Raw genomic sequence first — 26,263 nt, 5'->3', positions numbered from 1 at the left:
GTGCTCGTCGGTGCTGTGCTCGTCGGTCGGCGCGTCTGGCGCACGGTGCGGCTCTTGTCGGCCGGTGCGAGTTTGCCCGCTCCGTGCGCCGCTACAACCTCGCACCGAGCGCGCAACCGCGCACCAGTCGAACGACCCCGCACAGTGCGTGATCACCCCGGTCCGCTCAACCGCGCACGTGCTGAACAAACCCGCACCGTGCGTGATCGGCCGATCCGCGCAACCTCGCACAGGCCGAACGACCCCGCACGGTGCAGCGCGGCCAGCTCCCGGCTCAGCGCTTGCGGCCGCGCACCCAGCTCGGCCGCGGCTCCACCGTCGGCACCTTGACCGTCAGTGAACCGGGGTCGATCCGCGCACGGAACGCCGTGATCTCGCCCACCGGGTCGCCGTCGATCTCGAACTCGTCGGGCTTCTCGAGTCGCAGCGTGAACTCCTCGCCGCGCATGTAGCGCAGCGGACGTTCCTGCTTCGCCGCCGTGGTGATGCGTCGCCCGATCAGGGTCTCGGACAGCGCCGAACGCCGGAACCAGCGCAGGATCCCGTTCTCCCAGAACACGCGGGCACCGATCCGCACCCAGCCGAAGAAGCCGCGGGGGCGCATCACGACGATGTCGAAGACGCCGTCGTCGATCTCGGCGTCGGGCAGCAGCATCGCGTTCGCCTGCAGCATGCCGCAGTTGCCGACGATGACCGAGTGCGCGCGCACTGAACCGTTGCGAGCCGACTCGTCGAGCCGGTACTTGAACTCGAAGCCGTCGGTGTCCCGCACGGAGCGCAGCAGCGAATCGAGGTAGGCGAGCCACCCGACGCGCTTCTTCAGCTCGGGGCGGGTGTTCGCGATCATCCGGGCGTCGAGCCCGAGGCCCGCCATCACGACGAAGCCGAACTGCTCGCGGGCGCCGTCGGGCCGCTCGATGCCGATCAGTCCGAAGTCGATCGCCCGCTCGTGGCCGGAGAAGATCGTGTGCGCGCTGCTCGCCAGGTCGTCGAGGGGGAGCTTCATGTTGCGGGCGAGCAGGTTGCCCGTACCGCTCGGCAGCAGCGCGAGCGAGGCACCGGAGCCGTGCACGACCTCGGCGACGGCGCGCACGGTACCGTCACCACCCGCGGCGGCGACGACGTCGGCCCCCGCGGCGAGCGCGGCGCGGGCCATGCCCCCGCCCGGGTCTTCCTCGGTGGTCTCGAACCAGAGCGTCTCGGCCCAGCCGGCTTCCTGCTGGTGCTGTTCCACGGTGGCCTTGAGGGTCGGCAGGTGGACCTTGACCGGGTTGTAGACCACCGCAGCCGTCCGGTGCTCGGTGGGGAGGGCGTCCTGGTCCGCGGGCGCGGTCTCCGAAGGGGTCGACATGGGATCAACGGTACCGATCGGACGCTGCGAGCGGCGGGTTCCTCCCCATGTCGCCGCCTCTAGGATGGAGCGGTGATCGATCCCCAGCTGCTTCGTGACAACCCGGACGTCATCAAGGCCTCGCAGGAGTCCCGCCGCGCATCCGTCGCCGTGGTCGACGAGGCCGTCGCCGCCGACGCCGCCCGACGCAGCGCGATCACCGCGTTCGAGTCGCTCCGCGCCGAGCAGAACGCCTTCGGCAAGACCGTCGCCAAGGCCCCGAAGGACGAGAAGGCCGCGCTCGTGCAGCAGGCCCAGGCGCTCTCGGCCCAGGTGAAGGAAGCCCAGGCGACCGTCACCGCGGCCGAGGAGACCTTCAACTCCGTCGTGCGCGCCATCCCGAACGTCGTCCTGCCCGGCGTCCCCGCCGGTGGCGAAGAGGACTTCGTCACCCTCCGCACCGTCGGCACGAAGCCCGAGTTCGACTTCGAGCCGAAGGACCACGCCGACCTCGGCGAGCACCTCGGCATCATCGACATCCCGCGCGGCGTGAAGGTCTCCGGCTCGCGCTTCTACTTCCTGCGCGGCCTCGGCGCCCGGCTCGAGATCGCGCTCATGTCGCTCGGCCTCGACCGCGCCATCGCTGCCGGCTTCGAGCCGCTCATCACCCCGACGCTCGTCCGCCCCGAGACGATGGCGGGCACCGGCTTCCTCGGCGAGCACGCGGCCGAGGTCTACCGGCTCGAGGCCGACGACCTGTACCTGACCGGCACGAGCGAGGTCGCCCTCGCCGGCTTCCACGCCGACGAGATCCTCGACATCGAGAAGACCGCGCACCGCTACGCCGGCTGGTCGACCTGCTACCGGCGCGAAGCCGGCTCGGCGGGCAAGGACAACCGCGGCATCCTGCGCGTGCACCAGTTCAACAAGCTCGAGATGTTCGCGTACGTCCACCCGGACCAGGCCGAGGCCGAGCACGAGAAGCTGGTGTCGTACCAGGAGCAGATGCTGCAGGACCTCGGGCTGCACTACCGCGTGATCGACGTCGCCGCTGGTGACCTCGGCACGAGCGCGGCGAAGAAGTACGACATCGAGGCCTGGGTCCCGACGCAGGGCACGTTCCGCGAGCTCACCTCGACGTCGAACTGCACGACGTTCCAGGCCCGTCGCCTCGACATCCGGTACCGCACCGAGAGCGGCAAGACCGCCCCGGTCGCCACCCTGAACGGCACCCTCGCGACCACCCGTTGGATCGTCGCGATCCTCGAGACCCACCAGCAGGCCGACGGCTCCGTCGTCGTGCCCGAGGTGCTGCGCCCCTACCTCGGTGGCGTCGAGGTGATCGAGCCCCGATGAGCGCGCAGGGGCGGTTCGTGGACGGTGCGGCGCAGGGCGCGGGCGCCGGTGCTCCCGCCCGCACGAAGCGGTGGCTGGTGGCGCTCGACATCGACGGCACCACGATGCGCGAGGACGGCGTCATCACGGAGGCCGTGGTCGCCGCCGTGCGCGATGCCGAGGCCGCCGGGCACGAGGTCATGCTCTCCACGGGCCGCAGCGAGGGCATGACGGTTCCGCTGCTGGAGACCCTCGGCATCGAGCCGAAGTACCTCGTCTGCGCCAACGGTGCGCTGACCCTGGCCCGTCGTCCGGACGGGTCCTACGAGCGCATCCACGTCGAGCACTTCGACCCGAGCGACGTCCTGCAGACCATCCGTGGCGCCCTCGAGAACGCGGCCTTCGGCGTCGAGGACGAGACCGGCCACTTCCGGTTGTCCGAGAACTTCCCCGCCGACACCATGACCAACGCCGGCGAGCTGGTGCCGTTCGAGCAGCTGCTCACGGTCGAGGCCACCCGCGTCGTCGTGATCTCGCCGGAGCACGGGCTCGAGGAGTTCCTGCAGATCGTCGAGGACATGGGCCTGCACAAGGTCTCGTACACGGTCGGGTGGACCGCGTGGCTCGACATCGCACCAGAGGGCGTGACGAAGGCCACCGCGATGGAACGCGTGCGCGAGTGGCTCGACATCCCGCGGTCGCGCGTCTTCGCTGCGGGCGACGGCCGCAACGACATCGACATGCTCCGGTGGGCCTCGACCTCCGGTCGTGGCGTCGTGATGGGCCAGGCGCCCGACGACGTCGTGGACGCCGGCAACGAACTCACCGGTGGCGTGTCCGACGACGGCCTGGCAGCGGCGCTCGACTCCCTGCCGCGCTGACCCCGGCATGCGCTGACGCGCACGGCGGACGGGAGGCCCGTTAGACTTCCCGGGACGCGGTCACGTCTCGCCACGTGGTCGCGTCACTGGAGGGTTGTCCGAGCGGCCGATGGAGCCTGTCTTGAAAACAGGTGGGCAGAGATGTCTCGTGGGTTCGAATCCCACACCCTCCGCCATGGACACCCGGTTGCGCCTGCTCCGCGTCGACGACGCGGCGACGCTCGCCGCCGTCATCACCGGGAGCGCCGAGCACCTGCGCCCGTGGGAGCCGTCCCGGGCACCGGCGTACTTTACCGAGCAGGGCCAGCACGACGTCATCGTGCAGTCGCTCGCCGCGGAGCGCGCCGGCACCGCGGCCCCGTTCGTGATCGAGTCGACCGACGGTGAACTCCTCGGGCGCATCACGCTGAGCGGCATCACCCGCGGAGCCCTGCAGTCGTGTGCGATGGGGTACTGGATCCGTGCCGATCGGCTGCGCCAGGGGCACGCCTCCCGCGCCGTCGCCGCTGCTGCCGCCCACGCGTTCGACGTCCTCCGACTCCACCGGGTGCAGGCCGAGACGCTGCCGGAGAACGTGGGGTCGCAGCGTGCCCTCGAGTCCGCGGGGTTCGAGCGCTACGGGTTCGCGCCGGAGTACATCAAGATCAACGGAGCCTGGCGCGACCACGTCATGTTCCAACTGCTCGCACCCCCTCCTGCCACACGGCGCGCTCGATGATCGAGGTCGTCGAGTACCAGCCGTCGTGGCCCGAGCGGTTCGCGGTGTTGCGGGACGCGTACGCCGCAGCCCTCGACGCCGCCGGCGCTCGGTACCGCAGCATCGAACACGTCGGCAGCACGTCGGTGCCCGGCCTCGCGGCGAAGCCCGTGATCGACGTCGACATCGTGGTCAACGCCAGCGACGTCGCGGCGGCGGTCGCAGCGATGGCCTCGATCGGCTTCGAGCCACGGGGAGACCTCGGCGTCCCCGACCGGCAGGCCTTCCGGACACCCGAGCGCTTCGCCCCGAGCAACACCTACGTCGCCACCGCCGGATCGCTCTCGCTGCGCAACCACCTCGCTGTTCGTGACGTGCTGCGCGCCGACCCGGCCCTGCGCGACGAGTACGCCGCCGTGAAGCGCCGAGCGGCCGCCGAAGCCGAGGACATCGACGACTACATCGAGCGCAAGAGCGGCGTGCTCGGTCGTGTCCTGGCTGCCGCAGGCATCTCCGTCGAGGAGCGCGCCGCGATCACCGCCGTCAACCGCGACATCACCGACAGAGGCGCCCGCGGTTGACCCCGAGACCCGTCAGGCCTTCGCGCTTCGGTGGATGAAGTCCGCCATGCCGGGCACGGTGAAGGCGAGGTAGCCCCGGTCTGGTGCGTAGATGTGACCGTTCTTGATGAGCTCGTTCCGGGACACCGAGAGATCGCTGGTCCGGGTCTTGCCGGTCCGAGCGACGAGATCCTGGATCGCCGAGCGGTCTTCGTCGTCGAGCGCCATCGCCTGCATGAGTTCGCGCTGCTTCGGCGTCGCGCGGTCCCAACGTGACTGGTAGAGCCCCTGGTCCACCTCGTCGCGAGCAGCGAGCACGCCGATCTCCGCAGACTCGACGTCGATGGAGTCCTCCACCGAGCGGGCATCCCAAACGTGCTTGCCACATGCTTGCGCGAAGTAGGGATACCCCCGGATGGAACGGACGGCGAGTTGCAGCGCGCCCGCTTCCCAGGCGACGCCGACCCGCTCAGTCGGGTTCGTCAGCGCGTAGCGCGTCTCTTCATCGGTCAGGAGATCCAGGCGTCGGTAGTCGTAGAGCCGCGTCCATCGACCATGGCGTAAGTCTGTGTCAGGCCGTATACAACTCCGCCTTATACGGCCTGACATGAGGTCACCGAACCGATCAAGCCGTCGCGAGCGCCGGGTACAGCGCCGTCAGCGGCGCACTGAGCCCGGCGCGGACGTCACGGCTGACCTGGTCCGCCAGCACCTCGTGCTCGCCAGCCTCGACGGCGTCCCAGATGAGCCGGACGATGTCGGCCGGGTCGGACTTCTCGACGTCGAGCCCCGCCGTCATGCCGGTGTCGGTGTAGCCGAGGTGCGCGCCGACGACCTGGGTGCCCTGGGGTGCGAGCTCGAGGCGGAGCGAGTTCGTGATCGACCAGAACGCCGCCTTCGACGCCGAGTACGCGCCGGCCAGGGCGACCCAGCTCAGGGCCGAGTGCACGTCGATCAGCGCGCCGCCGCCGATCGTGGGAGCGAAGGCCTTGGCGACACGGAGCGCGCCGAAGACGTTCGTCGCGAAGATGCGCTCGACCTCCGCGACCGAGGTGTCGACGAGCGGGTCGGCGCCGGCGATCCCGGCGTTGTTCACGACGATCGTGGTGTCCGCGGCCGCGCGGGCTGCGGCGTCGACGCTCTCCTGGCTCGTGACGTCGAGGGCGAGCGGCACGATGCGCTCGTCGTCCCAGGTGCGCGGGGTGCGGGCGGTCGCGTAGACCTTGGCGGCGCCGCGGTCCAGGGCCTGCTGGACGAACTCGGCGCCGAGGCCGCCGTTCGCTCCGGTGACGAGGACGATGGCGTTGGTGAGGTCGGTCATGAGGGGCTCCAGACGAGAGAAGTTGAGTACGGAAACCGAACCTAGCACGTTGTGTCCGGAAATCGAACCCAGCTAAGATGAACGCATGCTCGGCATCCTCGGCGGCGACGAGCGCTGCCCCATCGCACGGTCCCTCGACGTCCTCGGCGAGAAGTGGACGCTCATGATCGTGCGCGACGCCCTCGCCGGTTCGACGCGCTTCAGTCAGTTCCAACAGAGCCTCGGCGTTCCGCGCGAAGTCCTGACCGCGCGGTTGGCCTCCCTCGTCGACGGGGGAGTGCTCGAGCGCACGACCTACAAGCCGGAGGGTGCCCGGGCGCGCGAGGAGTACGTGCTCACCGACGCCGGCCGCGACCTCTCGCTGGTGCTGCTGGCGCTCGGCGGCTGGGCCGACCGGTACCGGCCGTCCGAGCTGATGTCGGACCTGCGCTTCGTCGACACCGAGTCCGGCGAACCGGTCGAAGCGGTCGCGGTGACGCAGGAGTCCCAGCAGCGTGTGCCGCTCCAGCGGCTCACCGCCGTGACGGAGCGTGCGTCCGACACGTGACGCAATCGTGTGCGGTGCCGATAGCCGTCGATGTGGGACAACAAGACCGAACCGACACCTCGCCCGAGCAGGATCGATGGAAGCACTTCATGCCGAAGCGGACCAACGGGCGCGTGCCGACCGAGGCGGACGTAACTGCGTACTTACGCGCAGCGAAGGACGCGGATCTGCGGCAAAAGGTCCTCGGGGAACTGCGAGATCGGTCGCAGCTCGGTCCAGGCCTGTTCTTGCAGCTGCTCGGAGCGGGGACAGCGATGTTCGCCATCTTGGCGGCGACCGCATCATCGGTCATCTCATCGATCGCGGCATCGGATTCCGACACCGCTTTCGGGTTCAGCCTCGTGTTCTACGTCGTGATCGTCACCGCGACGGTGATCTTCTTCGTCGTCTGTTTCCTCAGCGCCATCGTTCGGCAGCTGAAGTCACGGGTCGCTGCCGTCTGGCTGGCCGCTTACGAGGAGGCGGAACGCCGGCCGTGGTGGAAGCGATCACGAGGCGGCATGAAGGTGAACACGGCCAGCTGACGGACGGGAGGCCCTTGGCGGGCCCGCCCCGCGCCTCCCGTCCGTCTGGTGGGTGCGTCAGCGACGCACGTCGCACCCGCAACTCGCGCCCAGGACCAACTCGGCGGGCACCAGGTCGCGGTGCCACTGGTTGTCCGCGTCGAGCCCGAGCACACGGTCGACGGCGGCGGTGGCCATCGTCTCGATCGGCTGCCGGACCGTCGTGAGCTGGGGATTCGTGTAGTCCGCCTCGGCACCGCCGTCGAACGACACGATCGCGACGTCCTCCGGTGCGCGCAGCCCGAGTTCCCACAGTGCCCGCAGCACACCGACGGCCTGCATGTCCGAGCTGACGAAGACGGCGCGGGGGCCCGTCCCGTCCGCGAACATGCGGAGGCCGGCCTCGTACCCGCCCCGTCGGGTGAAGTCGCACCGCACGATCGGGCCGTCCGGCAGCCCGGCGTCGCGCAGGGCCCGCATCCAGCCCTGTTCACGGAGTTCCATCGACCCGGCGTGCCCCATGACCAGGCCGATCGACCCGTAGCCGTGCTCGACCAGGTGGCGGGTGCCGTCGTACGCGCCGCGCAGGGCGTCGACGCCGATGCTCGCGTAGTCGGGCACCTCGAAGAAGGTGTTGAGCAGGACGAGTGGGATGCCCGGGTCGGAGACGTTGGACAGGTCCGGGTGGGTCATGATGCTCGTCAGGATGATGCCGTCGACCTGCCGGGCGGACAGGCTGCGGAGCCGCTCGCGCTCCTGGCTGGCGTCGCCGTCGCTGTTGGCGAGCAGGACGTCGTAGCCGCGGGCGGCCGCGGCGTGGGTGACCTCCACGGCGAGCTCGGACCAGAAGGGGTTGTCGAGCTCGGGCACGATGAGCCCGAGCATCTTCGACGACCCGGTGCGCAGGGCCTGGGCGCTGGCGTTCGGGCGGTAGCCGAGGACCCGGATGGCGTCACGGACCCGGGCGGCGGTGGCCGCCGCGACGGGGCGGGGGCCGTCGTGCACGACGTAGCTGACGACGGAGGTGCTCACGCCGGCGTACCGGGCGACGTCGGCGCGGGTGACCGCCCTCGGGGTCGTCGGGACGCTCACGGGTGCCACCTTCGTCGGCTCGGAAGTCGCGTTCGGGTGCCGGCCCGTGCGGACCGACACCCGAACACCACTTGCTATTCGCTGGCGATACTAGACGAGGGCACCGCCGAGGTCGTCTCCGGGGCGTCCCCGAAGTCCGGCACCTCGAGGCGTGCACCGCCCTGCAGGGCCGACTGGTGGGCGATGATGCCGGGCAGCGTGAAGCGTGCGGCGGTCCAGGCGTTCACCGGCGGCAGGGTCCGGTCGACGACGGCGCGGACGAAGTCGTCGGCCAGGAACTGGTGCGAGCCCTCGTGCCCGGTCGGCACGCCGGCGTACTCGGCGGGCAGGCGGTCGGTGTCGTGCACCTCGGCGTAGCCGGACACGAACGCGTCGCGCAGCGAGGGGTCGACGCCGGCGAGACGCGGGTCGTCGAGGTCCATCGTCGCCTGCGTGTTGATCTTGTCGCTGATGTCGTGCGAGTCCTCCTTGTCCTGCCAGACGCTGGTCTTCGCGAGCTGTTCGAAGCTCGCTTCGGTGCCGAAGTAGCGGAAGCGGGACTCGCGGATGTGCGACGGGTAGCCCACGCGGCGCATCTCGTTGATGCGCATGACGCCGCCGTTGTCGAGCTCGAACAGGGCGGTGGCGTTCGAGAAGTCGTTGTCGAACTGGCTGACGTCCTTGTCGAAGACGCCGTCGCCCCGGTCGTCCTTGACGCCGATGCAGCTGACGCTGACCGCGTGTCCGGGGATGGCGCCGAGGACGCCGCCGACCGAGTGGGTCGGGTACAGCATGGGCGGGTAGCTGGCGGTGCGCTTCCAGTCCTCGCCACCGCTGAACTGGTACGCGGCGTAGAACCCGAGGTCCATGTCGTGCACGTAGTCGCCCTCGGAGTAGAAGACCCGGCCGAAGGCGCCGTCGGCGACCTGCTTGCGGGCGAACACCGTCGCGGGGTTGTAGTAGCTCGTCTCGCCCATCATGTAGGTGAGCCCGGTCTCGCGGACGGCCTCGATGATGTCGCGGATCTCGTCGACCGAGATCGCCATCGGCACCGCCGAGTAGACGTGCTTGCCGGCGCGGAGCGCCTTGACGACGAGCGGACCGTGCGTCCAGCGCTGCGTGAAGATCGCGACGGCGTCGACGTCCGAGGCGAGCACGGCGTCGAAGTCGGCGAACGTGCCGTCGAGGTGCTGCGACTCGACGAGCTCCGACGCGCGGTCGTCGACGAGGTCGGTCACGAAGACGCGGTCGACGTCCGGGTGGAGCTTGAACAGCTTGGCGAACTGGGGGGCGAACTGGCCCGCGCCGACCATTCCGACAGAGATCATCAGTGACCTTTCCAGGGTGAGGGATGCGTCGCCGGGCAGGTCGCGCCGATGCGATCGACCGCCATCCTGACACGATTGTCTACACGTGACAACCCCGGATTCGGAGCGCGGAAGAGCCTCTTGCCACCCGGTGTCACCACGTGTAGATTCCCGGCTCACGGACTGCTGCACGTCAGTCCACCGCAGACGAAGGAGTCGCGATGGCCACCGAGAGCCCTGTGTCGTCACCCTTGACGACCGCCAGCACGAGACGGAGGAGTCGGGCAGCCGACCTCCCGCTCGCCCGTACCACCGTCCCACGCCGCCGCCGTCCCCGGAACGACCTGTGGCTCGCGCTGCTGTTCATCGCGCCGGCCGCGATCGGCTTCGTGGTGTTCCTCGCCTGGCCGACCGTGCGGGGCATCTACCTGAGCTTCACGTCCTACAACCTCCTCACCGAGCCGGAGTTCACCGGGCTGCAGAACTACGCGCGGCTCGTGCAGGACTCGATCTTCTGGCACTCGATGGTCGTCACCATCGAGTACGTGCTCATCAACATCGTCATCCAGACGGTCGTCGCACTGTTCATCGCCGTGATGATGCACCGCCTGACGAAGTCGACCTTCGTGCGCGGCATCGTCCTGGCGCCCTACCTGGTGTCGAACGTCGTCGCGGCGCTGGTCTGGCTGTGGATCCTCGACACCCAGCTCGGCATCGGCAACGAGATGCTCGCGGCCCTCGGCCTGGACCGCATCCCGTTCCTGCAGAGCGACGTCTGGGGCATCCCGTCGATCGCGCTCATCAACGTGTGGCGGCACGTCGGCTACACGGCGCTCCTGATCTTCGCCGGCCTGCAATCGCTGCCCGAGACGGTCTACGAAGCCGGCCGCATCGACGGTGCGAGCGAGTGGAAGATGTTCTGGCGCATCACGGTGCCGCTGCTCCGCCCGATCCTGTCGCTGGTGCTCATCATCACAGTGATCGGGTCGTTCCAGGTGTTCGACACCGTCGCAGTCACCACGCAGGGCGGCCCCGCGAACGCCACGAACGTCGTGCAGAACTACATCTACAACCTGGCGTTCGGCCGGTTCCAGTTCGGCTACGCGTCCGCGGTCTCGGTCGCGCTCCTCATCGTCCTCAGCATCATCACGATCATCCAGTACCGCCTCACCCGCTCGGGTGAATCGGACCTGGACTGAACGGAGCGCCGCACCATGACCACGACCCTCACCCGTTCCGTCACCACGAAGCGTCCGCCCCGTCCCGGAGCCGGCCACCGTCGCCGTCCGTCGGTCGGCCGCGTCCTCGCCTGGGTCGCGATGATCATCGTCATCGTCGTCACCCTGTTCCCGTTCTACTGGATCCTGCGCACCGCCCTGTCGTCGAACGGTGCGATCAACTCCGACCCCACGTCGCTGCTGCCCGTCGGGTTCAGCCTGGGCGGATTCGAGCGGGTCCTCGGCCTGCAGTCCACCGAGGAGGCCCTCGCCCAGGGTGGCTCCGGCGCCGCCCTGAACTTCTGGCGGTACCTGCTCAACTCCGTGATCGTGTCAACGCTCGTCACGGTCGGCCAGGTGTTCTTCTCGGCCGCTGCCGCGTACGCCTTCGCCCGACTGCGCTGGCCCGGACGCGACAAGGTCTTCGGGGTGTTCCTCGCCGGCCTGATGGTGCCCGCGATCTTCACGCTGCTGCCGAACTTCACGCTCATCAAGCAGCTCGGGCTCGTCGACAACCTGCTCGGCATCGCGTTGCCGACGATGTTCATGACCCCGTTCGCGGTGTTCTTCCTGCGGCAGTTCTTCCTCGGCATCTCGAAGGAGGTCGAGGAGGCCGCGCTGATCGACGGCGCGGGCAAGGTCCGGGTGTTCTTCCGGCTCGTCATCCCGATGGCCGCCGCACCGATCGCGACGCTCGCCGTGCTGACGTACATCACGAGCTGGAACGACTACTTCTGGCCGCTCATGGTGTCGTACACCGACAGCTCGCGGGTGCTCACCGTCGCACTCGGCGTCTTCAAGTCGCAGTCCCCGCAGTCCGGCACCGACTGGGCCGGGCTGATGTCCGCGACCCTCGTGGCGGCGCTCCCGATGATCGTGCTGTTCGGCGTCTTCGCCAAGCGGATCGTCAACTCCATCGGCTTCTCCGGGATCAAGTAGCCCCGGCTCGGACAGGACCACCACACCATGACGAACACCCTCTCCCGCCGCGCACTGTTCGCCGGCGGCGCCTCAGCCCTCGCCCTCGGTGCGCTCGCCGCCTGCTCGTCCCCGAGCCGGGGGACCACCTCGAAGAGCGGCGCCCGCACCGTGAGCTACTGGCTCTGGGACTCCAACCAGCTGCCCGCCTACCAGCAGGTCGCGAAGGCCTTCCACCGCGAGAACCCCGACATCACGGTGCAGATCACCCAGCTCGGGTGGGCGGACTACTGGACCAAGCTGACGGCCGGGTTCATCGCCGGCACCGCGCCGGACGTCTTCACCGACCACCTGACGAAGTTCCCGCAGTTCTCCGACCTCGACGTGCTCTACAAGCTCGACGAGCTCGACGCGACGAAGTCCATCAGCGACGACGACTACCAGTCCGGCCTCGCCGAGCTGTGGAAGGGCCAGGACGGCCACCGTTACGGCTCGCCGAAGGACTGGGACACCATCGGGATGTTCTACGACCGGAAGGCGATGCAGAAGGCCGGCATCTCGGACGACGAGCTCGCCACGCTCGAGTGGAACCCCGACGACGGCGGCTCGTTCGAACGGATGCTCGCGCACCTGACCATCGACTCCAAGGGGCGGCGGGGTGACGAGCCCGGCTTCGACAAGGAGCACGTCGAGGTCTACGGCATCTCGTCGAACGGGTCCGGCGGCGACGGCTTCGGCCAGACGCAGTGGTCGCCCTTCACCGGGTCGACCGACTGGTTCTACACGAACGAGAACCCGTGGGGCGACAAGTTCCGCTACGACGAGAAGACCGTGCAGGACACCCTCGCCTGGTACTACCGCCTGGCCGACAAGGGCTACATGGCGAAGTACGGCGTCTTCTCGACGACGACCGGTCCGGACGTGCAGCTCGGCGCGGGCAAGTGCGCGCTGTCGTTCAACGGCTCGTGGATGATCGGCACGTACCTGAACATGAAGGACCTCGACATCGCCGTCGCCCCGACGCCGATCGGGCCGACGGGCAAGCGGGCGTCGATGTTCAACGGACTCGGCGACTCGATCACGAAGCAGGCGAAGGACCCGGAGGCCGCGGCGAAGTGGGTCGCGTTCCTCGGCAGCGACACCGCCCAGGAGATCGTCGGCCGCGCAGGCGTGGTGTTCCCGGCCCGTCCCGCCGGTACCGAGGCGGCGGTCGCGTCGTTCCGGAAGCGCGGGCTGGACGTGTCGGCCTTCACCCGGCAGGTCGAGGAGAAGACCACGTTCCTGTTCCCCGTCACCCGCAACCCGGCAGACGTGCAGGCGCTGCTGCAGCCGGCCTTCGACAACGTCTACGCGAACGGCAAGCCGATCTCGACGTTGACCGGCATCAACGAGCAGGTCAACAACCTGCTGGCGCTCACCTGAGCGCGCGGGTCGCCTGACGCGGTCTGACGCGACCACCCCTCGGTCTGGAGGCACGGGGCACGCCCGCCCCGCGCCTCCAGGCCGTCAGACTGGTCACGTGGAACGACGTGAGCAGATCCTGGTGGCCGCTGCGGAGGAGTTCGACCGCGTCGGCTTCGCCGCCGCGACGATCGCGGCCATCGCCCGCGGGGCGGGCGTTTCGCAGGGGGCGCTGCACTTCCACTTCCCGACCAAGCTGGCTCTCGCGCTCGGTGTGATCGACGAGCAGAACGTCCGGACCTTCGACGTCGTGAGCCACACCGAGCAGTCACCAGCAGCTGCCCTGGTCGGCGCCTCACGAGCCATCGCGGACCTGCTGCGGACCGACCCGATCGTGCGCGCGGGCATCCGGTTGTCACTGGAGCGCGGCGAGTTCCACGCGGCGACGGTCAGCTTCTACGAGCAGTGGATCGGCGGGATCGTCGACGTGTTCCGGCTGGCGATCGCGAGCGGCGAGCTCCGCACCGACCTGACCGCGGAACAGCTCGGTGCCACCGTCGTGCCGTACTTCACGGGCGTGCAACTGGTGTCCGACGTCCGCACCGGACGAGCCGACCTGTTCCCCGCAGTCGCGACGATGTGGCGGGTGGTGCTGACGGCGACGGCGGACCCGGCGCACCGCGACCGGCTGCTCGGCGTCGTCGACGAGGCGTTCAGCGGTCGTGGAGTTCGCGGTCGCGGAACCACTTGAGCAGCCACGCGGCGCTCGTGCGGTCGAACGACCGTGGGAAGTCCGTCTCGCCGGACAGGAACGGACTGAAGCCCGGCTCCGCCTGGACGTCCGCGTCGTCGAGCGAGCGGTAGGCCATCGACCAACCGTCGAAGCGTCGTCGCTCGATGTCCTCGCGGATGAGCGACTTGACTTCGCCGTGCCGCGGATCACGGCTGATGGCGGCGAACCGGTCGTCGACGCTCCACGCGGGGCCCTCGAGCAACTGCATGAAGCGGCCGCCCTTCACGACGAGCAGCCCGGAGACGCCGAGCGCCTCGTTGCGGAGCCGTGAGCCGTCCAGCAGCGTCGCGAGGTCGCCGTCGTCGAACGGGACGACGGCGCGACTCATGTAGACGATGGAGACGAGCACGGGTCCATGGTGTCAGTCGGCGGGGAGTTCGTGGGCCGTGACGTCCTCGTTGCGCTTCTTGCGCCACGGACGCGCGGGGGTGTTCGGGCCGTCCCAGACCAGGATCGCGCCCCACGCGGCGGCCAGCAGCGGCACCGAGATGATGGCACCGGTGATGCCCGCCAGGACGGTGCCCGCGGTCAGGCCGATAAGGATGACCAGGCCGTGCAGCTTCAGGGTGCGTCCCATCAGCACCGGCTGGAGCAGGTTGCCCTCGAGCTGGTTCACGAGGATCACGATCCCGACGACGATGAGCGCCTGGACCGGACCGAGTGCGACGAGCGCGACCAGGGCGGCCAGGATGCCGGCTGCCGTCGCACCGACGATCGGGATGAAGGCCGTGATGAACACGACGACGGCCAGGGGGAGTGCCAGCGGGACGCCGACGATCGCGATGCCGACACCGATGCCGATGGCGTCGACAGCGGCGACCGTGGCGGTGCCGCGCACGTACCCGCCGAGGGTCGAGACCACCCGGTCGCCCACCCGGCGTGCACGGTCGTAGCGCTCACCGGTGAACGGGCGGAGCAGGAACTCCCAGATGCTCGGGCCGTCCTTGAGGAAGAAGAACAGCACCACGATCATCAGCACGAGGCCGGTCAGGAAGTTCGCGGTGGCCGAGGCACCGGCCAGGGCGCCGGAGCCGAACTGCGCACTCGTGATGAAGTCGGTGACGGACGCCACGGCGTCGTCGACCTGCTTGTCCGAGATCGAGATCGGCAGGTTCTTCGCGAAGTCCTGCAACTGCTGGAACCCGTCGACGGCCGACTTCTGCAGCTGCGACCACTGGTTCTCGACGGCGACGACGATGAGCCACCCGATGAGCCCGAGCACCGCGAGGACGCCGATGAGCACCGCGAGGGTCGCCAGGACCGACGGCACCTTGTGCTTGCGCAACCAGGACACGATCGGGTGCATGGCCGAGGCGATGATGAGCGCGAGGAGCACCGGGATGGTGACGACGCTCAGCACGCTGCCGGCGTAGACGACGCCGGCGATGACCACGACGACAATGATCACCTGCAGGCACCGCGTCGCGAGGCGGCCCGTCGAGTCGGACCACGCCGCCTGGATCTTCGAGGCGGTGGTCGGCTGGGGGCTGTCGCGGAAGAACGGCATGGGATCGACCGTACTGATCCGCGGGGCGGCGCGCCCGGACCCGCGCCCGGCGTCGCGGATCAGGTGGAGACGGTCCGCCGGACGTCGACGTCGTGGGAGTCCCGTGCGGCGGGCGCGACGACGAAGGCGGCGACGAGCAGCACGAGGGGCACCAGCATCGCCGCCTGCAGCCCGAGGTGCTCGCCGACGAAGCCGAGCAGGGGCGGTCCGACCAGGAACGCGATGTACCCGGCGGTGGCCACGACCGACACCCGGCGGTCCCCGTCGGTCGGGTGATCACCCGCTGCCGAGATCGCGAGCGGGAACCCGAGCGCGATGCCGAGCCCCCAGACGGCGGCGGCGATCGCCGTGACGACCGGACTCGGCGAGACGACCACGAGCAGGACCCCGATCCCGCCGACCGCGGCGCAGAGCCGGACGACCGGGCCCCGCCCGAGCCGCGTGACGAGCGGGGTACCGGCCGACCGGCCGATGAGCATGGCGAGTGCGAACCCGGTGAAGACCAGCGAGCCGACCGCTTCCGGGGCGTCGTGGTCGGTCGTCATCAGGAGCGGGAGCCAGTCGCTGGCGGCACCCTCGGCGAAGGCCATCGCGAGCGTGATCACCGCGATGAGCGCGAGCTGCACGGTGATGACGGAGCGGCGGGTGGCCGTGGTGACGCGGGACGCGCCTGTCGCGTCCTCGGCGTCGGCTCCGTCCGTCTGCACCGTCGCACGCGGCAGCGGCAGCGGCTGCAGGTTGAGGGCAGCGAACGCCGCGAGTGCCGCCATCACCGCAGCCCCCACGAGCAGGTGCACGAGCACCGGTGTCCGGGCAGCCGTCATCGCGATGCCGACGACCCCGCCGACGACGGTCCCCAGGCTGAAGCAGGCGTGCAGCACCGGCACCACCGGGCGGCCGATGCGCCGTTCGACCGCGGCGGCCTCGACGTTCAGCCCGATCTCGGCGACCCCCGACCCGAACCCGATCAGGAACAGCCCCGCCCAGACACCCGCCGGCGCCTGCGCCGGGGCGAGCAGGGCGACGAGGACCATCCCGACCACGGGCAGCGCGCCACCGAGCAGGATCAACGGTCGTGTCCCGAGGCGGCGGACGAGCGCACCGGCACCGAGGATCCCGATCATCGACCCGATCGACAGCCCGAGGAGCACGAGCCCCATCGCCTCGATCGACGCCCCGAGTTCGTCGCGGATGGCGGGCGTCCTGGTCACCCACGTGGCGATGCCGAAGCCGGTCATCGTCGACGTGGCGAACAGGGCCCCTCGAGGGTGCCGGGTCATGTGACCATCTGATCGGTCCGCCGACGGCCCGTCAAGGGTGCGGTCGTCAGCGGAGCATGCCGAGGGCGCGGGCCTCGGAGACCGCGGCCGTGCGCGAGGACACCCCGAGTTTCGAGAACACGTGCACCAGGTGCGACTTCACGGTGGCGTCGCTGATGTGCAGGCGAGCGGCGACGGCGCCGTTCGACGCGCCCTCGGCGACGAGGCGCAGCACCTCGAGCTCCCGCGCCGACAGGCTCACCGACGGGGCGCGCATCCGCGCCATGAGCCGACCCGCGATCGTCGGCGCGAGGGCGCTCTGTCCGGACGCGGCGGCGCGGACGGCCGCGACGAGTTCGTGCGGGGGCGCGTCCTTGAGCAGGTACCCGCTCGCGCCGGCCTCGACTGCACCGAGGATGTCCCCGTCGGAGTCGTAGTTCGTCAGCACGAGCACGTAGGGCGCGGCGTCGAGCGCGCGGATCCGTCGCGTCGCGTCCGCCCCGGTGAGGTCCTGCCCGAACTGCAGGTCCATGAGCACGAGTTCCGGCGAGAGCCGGGCGGCGAGGTCCACGGCCTCGTCGGGGGTGGACGCCTCGCCCGCGACGACGAGGCCGTCGAGGCCGTCGAGGAGTGCTCGGAGCCCGGCGCGGACCACCGGGTGGTCGTCGGCGATGAGGATGCGGATCACCGGACCTCCAGGGTCGCGACGAGCGTCGTCCCGCGGCCAGGGGCCGAGTCGACCTCGAGCCGGCCGCCGAACTGCTCGACGCGCTCTTCGGTGGCACGCAACCCGAACGAGTCGGTCGTGCCCGACCGGTCGTGGACGGCGACCGGGTCGAAACCGACGCCGTCGTCCGCGATGGTGAGCCGGGCCTCCTGACCGTCCACGGTGAGTGACAGTCGGACGTGGGTGGCCGCGGCGTGCTGCACCACGTTGGCGACGGCGCCCTGGGCGATGCGGAGCAGCGCGGTCTGGACGTCCATCGGCAACGAGGCCTCCGCGACGTCGACCGTGACGTCGAGGCCGTCGCGCGACCACTGGGAGCCGGCCAACCGTTCCAGCGCTGCTCCGAGTCCGCGTTCGAGCGCCGGTGGTGCGAGTTCGCGGATGAACCGCCGGGTGTCGGCGAGGCCCTCGGCAGCGGTCTCACGGGCGAGCCGGATGTGCTCCGTCCCCGGACGTTCCCCGTCCGCGCGTTCCGCCGCGTGCAGCAGCATCTGGATGCTCGACAACCCCTGCGCGACCGTGTCGTGGATCTCACGGGCCAACCGGGCCCGTTCGGCGAGGACGCCTTGCTCGCGCTCGGTGACGGCCAACCGGTCGCGCGTGGCGAGGAGCTCGGCGACCAGGGCCTCGCGTTCGACCGCCTCGCGCGCGAGCGCCCGGTACCCCAGACCGATGAGCAGGGCGACACCTGCTCCGACGAGCGGGCCGACCACACCACCGACGGTGAAGCCGCCGTGCAGTCCGAGGGCGACGACGGCGACCAGGGTCGCGGCGATGACGGCCACCGGTCCGACGATGCGCGGCAGGACGTGCAGGTACAGGAAGAAGAGCGGGAAGACGAGGTAGGCGGCCTCGGGGACTCCGACGAGCAGGGCGATCCAGACGAGGGTGAGGGCGACGAGCCAGACCGCACCGGCGACCGTCCGACGGCGGCCGTCGCCGCGTGCCACGAACGCCCCGAGCAGGTACACGCCCGCGAACACCGCAGCCAGGACCAGCCGCACCCACGTGCCGGGGTCACCGTCCACGAGCACCCGCACGACGACCAGGGTGAGCAGCGCGGCCGACAGCACGTGCAGGCCGGTCCGCAGACCGACGAAGACCGGGGTGAGGGTGCTGTGCGCCATGTGGTCCCCAGCGTACGGAGGCGCCGGCCGGTGCAGATCAACCGAAAGTTCGATCGGAGGACCGAACCCTCCGGCGATGCCGCGGGGGAGCGCCGCGGCGAGGCTGGGAGTCGTGGTCGCGGAGGGTCCGTGACCAGGGAAGGGAACTCCGTGTTCGTCGCTTGGCGCGATCTCCGGTTCGCCCGCGGTCGGTTCGTCCTCATCGGCTCGGTCGTGGCACTCATCACCCTGCTCGTCGGGTTCCTCGCCGGGCTGACCGGTGGGCTCGCAGCGCAGAACGTCTCCGCCGTGCTCGACCTGCCCGGCGACCGCCTGGTCTTGCAGCAACCGTCCGCCGGGCAGCCGTCGTTCGGCGACTCGACCATCGGGCAGCGGGCCGTGGACGGCTGGCAGGCGGCCACCGGGGTCGACGCGGTGATGCCGGTGGGCATCGTCCAGGGCCGGGCGACGGCGGGGGCGGGGTCCGGCGCCGCGGGGTCCGGTGCTGCTGCGTCGGGCGCGGCCGTCGGCGTCGCGCTGGTCGGGCTGCCGACGGGCGCTCGGTCGACCCCCGTCACCGACCTCGCCCCGGGTCGCGACGACCAGGTCGGGCTGTCGTCGGGGGCTGCGGCCGACCTCGGCGTGCAGGTCGGCGACCGCATCACCGTCACCGGGACGGACTACCGCGTCGCCGTCGTCGGCGGCGACGCCTGGTACAGCCACACGCCGGTGCTCGCCATGACCCCGGAGGCGTGGGCCGCGGTCGACCGGCGACTCGGCGGCGACGGTGCGCCGACCGTCCTCGCCGTCAGCGGCAGCCCGGACTGGGACGCCGTCGCAGCGTCCACCGGCACGTCCGCCGCGTCGCCGCTCGCGTCGCTGACCGCCCTCGAGACCTTCCGGTCCGAGATCGGGTCGCTCGGCCTGATGATCGTCATGCTCTTCGGGGTGTCCGCGCTCGTCGTCGGGGCGTTCTTCACGGTCTGGACCATGCAGCGCGCCGGTGACGTCGCGGTGCTCAAGGCCCTCGGCGCCAGCACCGGATCACTCGTCCGCGATGCGCTCGGACAGGCGCTCGTCGTGCTCGTCCTGGGGATCGGCGTCGGGATGCTGGCCGTCGTCGGACTCGGCGCGCTCGCCGGCGGTGCACTGCCGTTCCTGCTCAGCCCGGTCACCACCGTCGTGCCGGCCGCCGCGATGGCCGTCCTCGGACTCGCCGGCGCCGCCGTGGCACTGCGCACCGTCACCTCCGCCGACCCCCTCACCGCCCTCGGGAGCAACCGATGATCACCCTCGACGACGTCACCGTGACCTTCCCCGACGGCGATCGGCGGATCACCGCGGTCGACCACGTGTCCCTCGTCGCCCGGCCCGGCGTCGTGACCGGCGTCACCGGCCCCTCCGGATCGGGCAAGTCGTCGCTGCTCGCCGTCGCCGCGACGCTCATCCGGCCGGACTCCGGTCGGGTGCTCATCGGCGACGTCGACGCGGCCGCGCTGTCCCGGGACGAAGCCACCGCGCTGCGGCGTGCGCGGATCGGGATCGTGTTCCAGCAGTCGAACCTGCTGCCGTCGCTGACCGCACGGGAGCAGTTGCTCGTGATGGCGCACCTCGGCGAGCGGCACCCCGCCGGCGGTCGTCGCGCGGAAGGGCTCCGGGACCGGGCCGACGACCTGCTGGACGCGGTGGGGCTGTCCGACCACCTGGACAAGCGGCCGGCGCAGCTGTCCGGCGGGCAGCGGCAGCGCGTCGCGATCGCCCGGGCACTCGTGCACGAACCCGACGTCCTGCTCGTGGACGAGCCGACGAGCGCGCTGGACCAGGAGCGCGGCGCGGCGATCATGGAGCTCATCGCCCGACTCACGCGCGAGCGCGACACCGCGACGATGCTGGTCACCCACGACCTGGTGCACCGCGGGACCCTCGACGAACTCGTCACGGTGGTGGACGGTCGGCTGGCCGGGGCGCCGGTGATCGCCGCCTAGGATCGGGCACATGGCGACCGTCCTCCTCGTCCGACACGGACGCACCACCGCGAACGCCACGGGCGTGCTCGCCGGACGCACCGCCGGCGTGCGACTCGACGCCGTCGGCCGGAAGCAGGCCGACCGCACCGCGGAGCGCATCGCGGCCGTGCCGGTCGTCGCCGTCGTGTCGAGTCCGCTCGAGCGGTGCCGGCAGACGGCCCGGGCGATCCTGGAGCGCCAGTCGGGCGACCCCGCGTCGGCCATCGAGCGGGCGATCACCGAGGCGGACTACGGCGAGTGGCAGGGGCGGAAGCTCGCCGACCTGGCGAAGGAGCCGCTCTGGCGGACGGTGCAGGCGAACCCGAGCGCCGTGGTGTTCCCCGGCGGTGAGTCCATGCAGACCATGCAGTCCCGGGCGGTGTCGGCCGTCCGGCGCATCGACGCCGAGGTCGAGGCGGAGCACGGGCCCGGAGCGGTCTGGGTCGCGGTGAGCCACGGCGACATCATCAAGTCCGTCCTGGCCGACGCGTTCGGCATGCACCTCGACCTGTTCCAGCGCATCGGCGTCGGGCCGGCGTCGGTCTCCGTCGTGCGGTACGGCGAGCACCGGCCCGAGGTGGTCGCGACGAACACCGAGTCCGGCGATCTCTCGTGGCTCGCGACCGCTCCGGCGCCCAGCGGGGACGCGGCGGTCGGCGGCGGGGCCGGACATCCGGAGGCCCCGTCCGAGGCAGGCCCTGCCAGACCCTGAACGGGCGCAGGCCCGCACTCCTACAATGCGGGTATGCCCTCCATCGTCCACGGCTTCGACTGGCCGGACCGCCTCGTCGTCGGCACCATCGGCCGTCCGGGCGAGCGCGCCTTCTACCTGCAGGCCCGCTCCGGCAAGCGCGTCACGAGCGTCGCCCTCGAGAAGGAGCAGACCGCCGTGCTCGCCGAGAAGATCGACGAGCTGCTGGACGAGGTCGCCACGGTCGAGGCGAACCGCTTCAGCGTGCCGGACACCGCCCCCGTGGAGCTCCGCGACCCGGAACCGCTCGACCAGCCGGTGGAGCCCGAGTTCCGTGCCGGTGCCCTGAGCCTGGGCTTCGACCCGTCGACGGCGCAGGTGGTCATCGAGGCGTACCCGATCGACGACGACGTCGAGATCGTGTCCGAGGAGAGCGAGGACGGCCTCGAGATCGAGGCGGTCGTCGAGATCCCCGAACCCGACGAGCTCTTCCAGGTCAAGATCCCGGTCGGGACCGCGCGCGCGTTCGTCGAACGCACCCGCGAGATCGTCGCCGCCGGCCGTCCGCCCGGCGACGCATGAGCGACGGCTCACTGAGCATCACGGCGCGGATCCGCGAGGCCTCGAACGCGACGTTCCTGGCCGAGCTGGACGGCGAGGCGGTCGTCTACAAGCCGATCGAGGGGGAGCGCCCGCTCTGGGACTTCCCGGACGGCACGCTCGCCGGCCGCGAGGTCGCCGCGCACCTGGTGTCCGAGGCGTTCGGCTGGGGCATCGTGCCACCGACGTGGCTCGGTGACGGACCGTTCGGCCCCGGCATGGTGCAGCGCTGGCAGACGATCGACCCGGACCAGGACGCCGTCGACCTCGTCACCCCCGAGGCCGCCGAGGCGGACGGTTCGCCGTGGCTGCCCGTGCTCGAGGCGATCGACGAGCACGACCAGCCGGTGACGCTCGTGCACGAGGACTCCGAGGCGTTGCGCCGCATGGCCGTCTTCGACGTCGTCGTGAACAACGCCGACCGCAAGGGTGGCCACGTGCTGGCGATGCCCGACGGACACCGGTTCGGTGTCGACCACGGGCTGGCCTTCCACGTCGAGCACAAGCTCCGCACGGTGCTGTGGGGGTGGATCGGCGAGCCGCTCGGGCCGGACGAACTCGAGGGGCTCGACCGGGTGTCGGAGGCGCTCCGCGGTGCCCTGGGCGACGAACTCGCCGAACACCTGACGCCGGAGGAAGTCGACACGGTGCGCGCGCGGTGTGCGGCGCTGCGGGCCGTCGGCATCTTCCCGCCACCGCCGGGCCACGGCCCCGCGGTGCCGTGGCCGTTGTTCTGACGCACCCGTCGTGAGCCGGCGCCCCGGCCTGCCCTGCCGTGGCGAATCCGGTCCGGGACGGTGGGGCCCGTCGGGTCCGGACCCCACCGACCGGTCCGCGTCCGTGATCCGTGGACGCGGAGACCCGTGGCGTCCGGTGGCGTGCGCCGTTGCACTCCGGGACCCCGCGGGAGTCGACCGGTCGAGAACGGATCAGGTGCACTCGGCCGACCGCTTCCGGCGCGCCGACGACGTCGGCGCAGGAAGAACGATCACGGCGGCCGGGGTCTGGGGCAACTGTGGTGGCGCTCAGCATACGACTGCGGAACCCCGCGCAACAGTCCCTGTCGGGATCGACTCGGCGGCTAGTCGAACAACGACTGCCCGCCGCGGCGCGACCCGAGGTACGACCCCACGACGGCGACCCCGAGGTCGTCGTTCTCCGGAGCGACGACCGAGCCGTCCACCCGCTTCGCCATCGCGTCGATGAACCGTGCGAGCCCCGGGTCGTCGCCGAGGCGGAAGAACGTCGTCTGGGCGCCGAGCCGACCGGCGTTCTCGAGCTCCCGAACGGTCAGCGCGATCGTCACCGGGTCCGGCGGGTAGTCGAACCACACCTGTCCGTTCGGCTCGAGGTGCGACGTCGGTTCCCCGTCGGTGACGATGAGCAGCACGGGTTGGGCGGTCGGGTGCTTCCGGAAGTGCCGGTTGGCGAGGAGCAGGGCGTGGTGCAGGTTCGTGCCCTTGTCCCACATCGCGTCGAGACCGACGAGCTGCTCGATGTCCACGACTTCGGCCTCGCGTCCGAACGCGATGAGCTGCAGGTCGTCGCCGCGGAACCGCGTCGAGACGAGCGTGTGCAGCGCCAGGGCCGTGCGCTTCATCGGCACCCAGCGGTCCTCCATCGCCATCGAGAACGACGTGTCGACGAGCAGCGCCACGCAGGCCTGTGTGCGGGACTCGGTCTCCTGCACCTCGACGTCGTCGATGGTCAGGCGGACGCCAGGGCCCACCCGCCCGTCGGCCGCGGTCCGGGTCAGCGCGTTCGTGATCGACCGGGTGACGTCCCACGGCTCGGTGTCGCCGTACGCCCACTGCCGGGTCGCGCCCGAGGGTTCGCCGGCCGCGCCGGACTGCCGGATGTCGCGGGCACCCTGTCGGCCGGACATCCGCTCGGCGACGTCACGGAGCAGGCTCTTGCCGAGCTGCCGCATGGCCTTCGGGGTGAGCCGGAGCTGCCCGTCCGCTCCGCGGCGCATCGCCCCGGAGTTCCGCAGGGCCTTCTCGAGCTGCTGCAGGGTCCTGGCGTCCACGGCGGCCTCGGCACCGAGCTGCCGGGTCAGGGCGTCGAGGTCCAGGTCGTCGAGCTCGGAGCCCGGTCCGGACTGGGCGAGTTGGTCGGCGAGGGCGTCGAGGTCGGCGATGTCCTGGAAGACCCCGGTACCGTCGCCGAGTCCGAGCCCCTGGTCGCCCTCCATGCGCTCGGATCCGCCCCAGTCCTCACCGGGGCGGAGGGACCGCAGGTTGCCGTCGAGCTGGGACAGCTGCCCCATCAGGTCGGGGGAGCCGAAGGCCTGCTGGGCGAGGGCGTCGAGTTCGTCGCGCTGCTCCTCGGTCATCGAGTTCCGCATGCGCTGGGCGGCGGCGGCCCGTGCCGCGAGGTCGTCGAGCAGCTCGTCGACGTTCGCGGGGTTCGACGGGAAGTACTCCGCGTGCTCCGCCATGAACGCGTCGAACTGCTCCTGCGAGTCGGTGCCGGCGCGGTGGTCCTCGAGCAACTGGTTGAGGTCCTGCATCATCGCGCTGACCGCGGCACGGTCTTCGTCCGTGGCCCCCTCGAGCGCCTGCTTCATGCCCGCGAAGCGCTGGTCGAGCACCTCACGACCGAGCAGGTCCTTGATCTCGTCGTACTTCTGCCGGGCCTCGCGGCTCGTCCAGTCGTACCCGCCGAGCTCCTGCACCGCGGCGGCCGGCGATGGGGACAGGCTGTCGAGCTGCATCTCGGCCAGGGCGCGGTCGCAGTCGTCGAGCTCGACGTTGCGGGCGAGTTCGCCGCGTTCGGCGCGGAGCGCCTGGTCGAGCAGTTCGCGGACCTGCTGCAGGGTGCCGTCGAGGTTGTTCTTCGCGGTGAGTTCGCGGCGCCGTTCCGCGACCTTGCGCGCGAGGTCGTCGAGTCCGCGCTGCGTCCGGCCGCCACGGCGCAGGAACTCCCGCATCGCGCGCTCCGGTGAGGTGCCGGTCATCACGTCCTGCCCGATGGCGTCGAGCGCTTCGGCGAGGTCGGCGGGCGGCGCGAGCGGATCCGGACCGTCGTGGTACTTCCCGTACAGCGCTGCGGCGCCGTACCGGGTGTCCCGCGTCAGTCGTCGGTTCTGCCTAGCCATAGACGGCTTCGCCCCCGCCGGACTCCTTGCTGATGCGGCGGGCGAGGAAGAGCCCCTCGAGCGCGAGTTCGATCGCACCCGCGCGCTCGCCGTCGTTCGTGGCACCGAGGCGTTCGCAGACCTGGTCGTACAGGTCGGACTCGCCGATCGACGGCAGCCCCTCGAGGAACGCCCGCGCCCCGACCTGTTCGCCCGTCGTCACCATCGTCCCGCCGTCGAGCGCCTCGACGAGCACCCCGAAGTCGAATCCGCGGAACCGGGCACGCACCGTCTCGGCCGTGGCGGTCCGCAGCAGGTGCTCGAGGACCTCGTCCGCGCGGTCCTCTTCGCCGTTCTCGAACTCGATCTTGCCGCCGAGCACGTCGACCGCCGTCTCGAGGTCGATCGGTCGCGCGACGGCCTCCGGCTCGCCCTGGCGTGCTGCACGGTGCACGGCCGCCGCGGCGACCGTCTCGGCGCCGGCGATCGCGAACCGGGCGCTGACACCGCTGCGCTGGTCGACCGCGCTCGACCCGCGCAGGGCGCGGGTGAAGCGGGCGAGGATCTCGACGATCGCGTCCGGCACCTCGGCGGTGAGCTGCGCCTCCTGCCGGATGACCGCGATCTCGTCCTCGAGTTCGATCGGGTAGTGGGTCCGGATCTCCGCGCCGAAGCGGTCCTTGAGCGGCGTGATGATCCGGCCGCGGTTCGTGTAGTCCTCCGGGTTCGCGCTGGCCACCACGAGCACGTCGAGGGGAAGCCGGAGCACGTAGCCACGGATCTGGACGTCGCGTTCCTCCATCACGTTGAGCATCGCCACCTGGATGCGTTCGGCGAGGTCGGGCAGCTCGTTGATCGCGACGATGCCGCGGTGGCCCCGTGGGACGAGTCCGAAGTGGATGGTCTCCGGGTCGCCCAGGCTGCGCCCTTCCGCGACCTTCATCGGGTCGACGTCGCCGATCAGGTCGGCGACGCTCGTGTCCGGCGTCGCGAGCTTCTCGACGTAGCGGTCGTCGCGGTGCCGCCACGAGATCGGCAGGGCGTCGCCGAGGTCGTCGGCTCGGCGGGCGCTCGCGGTGGTGATGGGCTCGTAGGGGTGCTCGCCGAGCTCGGAGCCGGTGATCACCGGGGTCCACTCGTCGAGCAGGCCCTGCAGGGTGCGGAGCAGGCGGGTCTTGCCTTGGCCGCGCTCACCGAGCAGGACGACGTCGTGTCCGGCGATCAGGGCACGTTCGAGTTGCGGGATCACGGTCGTCTCGAACCCGTGCAGGCCGGGCCAGGGGTCGTCTCCCGCGCGCAGCGCGGTGAGCAGGTTGTCGCGGATCTCGGCGCGGACCGTCTTCTGGACGTGGCCAGAAGTGCGGAGCTCGCCGACCGTGCGGATGTCGGGTCGGGTCACCGCTTCGA

The 26,263-nt window shown here is 70.8% G+C and carries 27 protein-coding genes and 1 tRNA gene; 16 read left to right on the top strand and 12 right to left on the bottom strand.

Translation table 11 applies throughout. The annotated features are described in order from the left end of the window. Nucleotides 1-274 precede the first annotated feature (274 nt). Nucleotides 275-1,351 (bottom strand): diacylglycerol kinase family protein, encoded by a 1,077-nt coding sequence (locus EDF42_RS18540; protein ID WP_123673952.1) that lies wholly within the window; start codon nt 1,349-1,351, stop codon nt 275-277. 72 nt (nt 1,352-1,423) lie between these two features. Here EDF42_RS18540 and serS point away from each other — a divergent pair, with 72 nt between their 5' ends. From serS to EDF42_RS18515, 5 genes are all read left to right on the top strand, one after another. Further along, nucleotides 1,424-2,686: a serine--tRNA ligase gene (gene serS, locus EDF42_RS18535; RefSeq protein WP_123291841.1), complete on the top strand. Its 1,263-nt coding sequence runs from the start codon at nt 1,424-1,426 to the stop codon at nt 2,684-2,686. Further along, a complete protein-coding gene (locus EDF42_RS18530; RefSeq protein WP_123338584.1) occupies nt 2,683-3,546 on the top strand; it encodes an HAD-IIB family hydrolase in 864 nt (287 codons plus the stop codon). The genes serS and EDF42_RS18530 overlap by 4 nt, the downstream gene beginning before the upstream one ends. 88 nt (nt 3,547-3,634) lie before the next feature. Further along, nucleotides 3,635-3,722: transfer RNA gene (locus tag EDF42_RS18525), tRNA-Ser, on the top strand. Continuing rightward, nucleotides 3,722-4,264: a GNAT family N-acetyltransferase gene (locus EDF42_RS18520; RefSeq protein ID WP_123673950.1), complete on the top strand. Its 543-nt coding sequence runs from the start codon at nt 3,722-3,724 to the stop codon at nt 4,262-4,264. The genes EDF42_RS18525 and EDF42_RS18520 overlap by 1 nt, the downstream gene beginning before the upstream one ends. Beyond that, nucleotides 4,261-4,824 (top strand): GrpB family protein, encoded by a 564-nt coding sequence (locus EDF42_RS18515; RefSeq protein ID WP_123673948.1) that lies wholly within the window; start codon nt 4,261-4,263, stop codon nt 4,822-4,824. Before EDF42_RS18520 ends, EDF42_RS18515 begins: the two co-directional genes overlap by 4 nt. A 12-nt stretch (nt 4,825-4,836) precedes the next feature. Here EDF42_RS18515 and EDF42_RS18510 read toward each other — a convergent pair whose 3' ends face one another. Together EDF42_RS18510 and EDF42_RS18505 are read right to left on the bottom strand one after the other, a co-directional pair. Further along, a complete protein-coding gene (locus EDF42_RS18510) occupies nt 4,837-5,160 on the bottom strand; it encodes a hypothetical protein (RefSeq protein WP_123338587.1) in 324 nt (107 codons plus the stop codon). Between the two features lie 268 nt (nt 5,161-5,428). After that, entirely contained in the window at nt 5,429-6,124 is a 696-nt protein-coding gene (locus EDF42_RS18505; protein WP_123673946.1) for an SDR family oxidoreductase, read from the bottom strand. A gap of 85 nt (nt 6,125-6,209) precedes the next feature. Between EDF42_RS18505 and EDF42_RS18500 the strand changes: the two genes are divergently transcribed. Continuing rightward, the gene (locus EDF42_RS18500) at nt 6,210-6,671 is read left to right on the top strand and encodes a helix-turn-helix domain-containing protein (RefSeq protein ID WP_123673944.1); all 462 of its coding nucleotides are present in this window, start codon (nt 6,210-6,212) and stop codon (nt 6,669-6,671) included. Between the two features lie 14 nt (nt 6,672-6,685). After that, on the top strand, nt 6,686-7,195 hold the full coding sequence (locus EDF42_RS18495) for a hypothetical protein (protein WP_185042166.1): 510 nt from the start codon (nt 6,686-6,688) through the stop codon (nt 7,193-7,195). Nucleotides 7,196-7,252: 57 nt separating this feature from the next. Here EDF42_RS18495 and EDF42_RS18490 read toward each other — a convergent pair whose 3' ends face one another. Beyond that, the gene (locus EDF42_RS18490; protein WP_260235567.1) at nt 7,253-8,266 is read right to left on the bottom strand and encodes a LacI family DNA-binding transcriptional regulator; all 1,014 of its coding nucleotides are present in this window, start codon (nt 8,264-8,266) and stop codon (nt 7,253-7,255) included. Between the two features lie 74 nt (nt 8,267-8,340). Next, complete coding sequence (locus tag EDF42_RS18485) at nt 8,341-9,573, bottom strand: Gfo/Idh/MocA family protein (protein WP_333925394.1); 1,233 nt, start codon at nt 9,571-9,573, stop codon at nt 8,341-8,343. Between the two features lie 200 nt (nt 9,574-9,773). Between EDF42_RS18485 and EDF42_RS18480 the strand changes: the two genes are divergently transcribed. From EDF42_RS18480 to EDF42_RS18465, 4 genes are all read left to right on the top strand, one after another. After that, complete coding sequence (locus tag EDF42_RS18480; RefSeq protein WP_228506149.1) at nt 9,774-10,751, top strand: carbohydrate ABC transporter permease; 978 nt, start codon at nt 9,774-9,776, stop codon at nt 10,749-10,751. A 15-nt stretch (nt 10,752-10,766) separates the two neighbouring features. Then, nucleotides 10,767-11,708, top strand: a complete 942-nt coding sequence (locus EDF42_RS18475; protein ID WP_123291849.1) for a carbohydrate ABC transporter permease — start codon at nt 10,767-10,769, stop codon at nt 11,706-11,708. A gap of 27 nt (nt 11,709-11,735) precedes the next feature. Next, the gene (locus EDF42_RS18470) at nt 11,736-13,109 is read left to right on the top strand and encodes a sugar ABC transporter substrate-binding protein (protein WP_123673942.1); all 1,374 of its coding nucleotides are present in this window, start codon (nt 11,736-11,738) and stop codon (nt 13,107-13,109) included. Between the two features lie 97 nt (nt 13,110-13,206). Next, nucleotides 13,207-13,839 carry a ScbR family autoregulator-binding transcription factor gene (locus tag EDF42_RS18465; protein WP_134194579.1) on the top strand — a complete coding sequence of 211 codons (633 nt, stop codon included), beginning with the start codon at nt 13,207-13,209 and terminating at the stop codon, nt 13,837-13,839. Here the strand turns inward: EDF42_RS18465 and EDF42_RS18460 are convergent. The 5 genes from EDF42_RS18460 to EDF42_RS18440 are packed head-to-tail and all read right to left on the bottom strand — an operon-like array spanning nt 13,802 to nt 18,501. Then, nucleotides 13,802-14,230 carry a BLUF domain-containing protein gene (locus EDF42_RS18460; RefSeq protein WP_123338593.1) on the bottom strand — a complete coding sequence of 143 codons (429 nt, stop codon included), beginning with the start codon at nt 14,228-14,230 and terminating at the stop codon, nt 13,802-13,804. The two genes, EDF42_RS18465 and EDF42_RS18460, sit on opposite strands and share 38 nt — an antisense overlap. Before the next feature lie 12 nt (nt 14,231-14,242). Continuing rightward, complete coding sequence (locus EDF42_RS18455) at nt 14,243-15,388, bottom strand: AI-2E family transporter (protein ID WP_123673938.1); 1,146 nt, start codon at nt 15,386-15,388, stop codon at nt 14,243-14,245. A gap of 59 nt (nt 15,389-15,447) precedes the next feature. Continuing rightward, nucleotides 15,448-16,668 (bottom strand): MFS transporter, encoded by a 1,221-nt coding sequence (locus EDF42_RS18450; RefSeq protein WP_123673936.1) that lies wholly within the window; start codon nt 16,666-16,668, stop codon nt 15,448-15,450. Between the two features lie 46 nt (nt 16,669-16,714). After that, nucleotides 16,715-17,335: a response regulator transcription factor gene (locus tag EDF42_RS18445; RefSeq protein ID WP_123338598.1), complete on the bottom strand. Its 621-nt coding sequence runs from the start codon at nt 17,333-17,335 to the stop codon at nt 16,715-16,717. Next, a complete protein-coding gene (locus EDF42_RS18440) occupies nt 17,332-18,501 on the bottom strand; it encodes a sensor histidine kinase (protein ID WP_123338599.1) in 1,170 nt (389 codons plus the stop codon). The genes EDF42_RS18445 and EDF42_RS18440 overlap by 4 nt, the downstream gene beginning before the upstream one ends. A gap of 150 nt (nt 18,502-18,651) precedes the next feature. Here EDF42_RS18440 and EDF42_RS18435 point away from each other — a divergent pair, with 150 nt between their 5' ends. From EDF42_RS18435 to EDF42_RS18415, 5 genes are read left to right on the top strand one after another with little or no spacing between them, the layout of a single operon-like run. Next, on the top strand, nt 18,652-19,767 hold the full coding sequence (locus EDF42_RS18435; RefSeq protein ID WP_123338600.1) for an ABC transporter permease: 1,116 nt from the start codon (nt 18,652-18,654) through the stop codon (nt 19,765-19,767). Further along, nucleotides 19,764-20,465: an ABC transporter ATP-binding protein gene (locus EDF42_RS18430; protein WP_123338601.1), complete on the top strand. Its 702-nt coding sequence runs from the start codon at nt 19,764-19,766 to the stop codon at nt 20,463-20,465. The genes EDF42_RS18435 and EDF42_RS18430 overlap by 4 nt, the downstream gene beginning before the upstream one ends. A 10-nt stretch (nt 20,466-20,475) precedes the next feature. Then, complete coding sequence (locus EDF42_RS18425) at nt 20,476-21,198, top strand: MSMEG_4193 family putative phosphomutase (protein ID WP_123338602.1); 723 nt, start codon at nt 20,476-20,478, stop codon at nt 21,196-21,198. A gap of 33 nt (nt 21,199-21,231) precedes the next feature. Continuing rightward, nucleotides 21,232-21,759, top strand: coding sequence for a DUF3090 domain-containing protein (locus EDF42_RS18420; RefSeq protein WP_123291859.1), 528 nt, complete (start codon nt 21,232-21,234; stop codon nt 21,757-21,759). Further along, nucleotides 21,756-22,514 carry an SCO1664 family protein gene (locus tag EDF42_RS18415; protein WP_123291860.1) on the top strand — a complete coding sequence of 253 codons (759 nt, stop codon included), beginning with the start codon at nt 21,756-21,758 and terminating at the stop codon, nt 22,512-22,514. Before EDF42_RS18420 ends, EDF42_RS18415 begins: the two co-directional genes overlap by 4 nt. 344 nt (nt 22,515-22,858) lie before the next feature. Here the strand turns inward: EDF42_RS18415 and EDF42_RS18410 are convergent, their stop codons facing one another. Both EDF42_RS18410 and EDF42_RS18405 read right to left on the bottom strand, forming a co-directional pair. Continuing rightward, nucleotides 22,859-24,877 carry a VWA domain-containing protein gene (locus EDF42_RS18410; RefSeq protein WP_123673934.1) on the bottom strand — a complete coding sequence of 673 codons (2,019 nt, stop codon included), beginning with the start codon at nt 24,875-24,877 and terminating at the stop codon, nt 22,859-22,861. Continuing rightward, nucleotides 24,870-26,255 carry an AAA family ATPase gene (locus tag EDF42_RS18405; protein WP_123673932.1) on the bottom strand — a complete coding sequence of 462 codons (1,386 nt, stop codon included), beginning with the start codon at nt 26,253-26,255 and terminating at the stop codon, nt 24,870-24,872. The genes EDF42_RS18410 and EDF42_RS18405 overlap by 8 nt, the downstream gene beginning before the upstream one ends. Between the last annotated feature and the right edge of the window lie 8 nt (nt 26,256-26,263).

Origin of the sequence: Curtobacterium sp. PhB172 (genome assembly GCF_003752545.1) — a bacterium.
Classification (GTDB): domain Bacteria; phylum Actinomycetota; class Actinomycetes; order Actinomycetales; family Microbacteriaceae; genus Curtobacterium.
The sequence above is the reverse complement of the archived record's forward strand: the minus strand, read 5'-3'. Positions and strand labels throughout refer to the sequence as shown.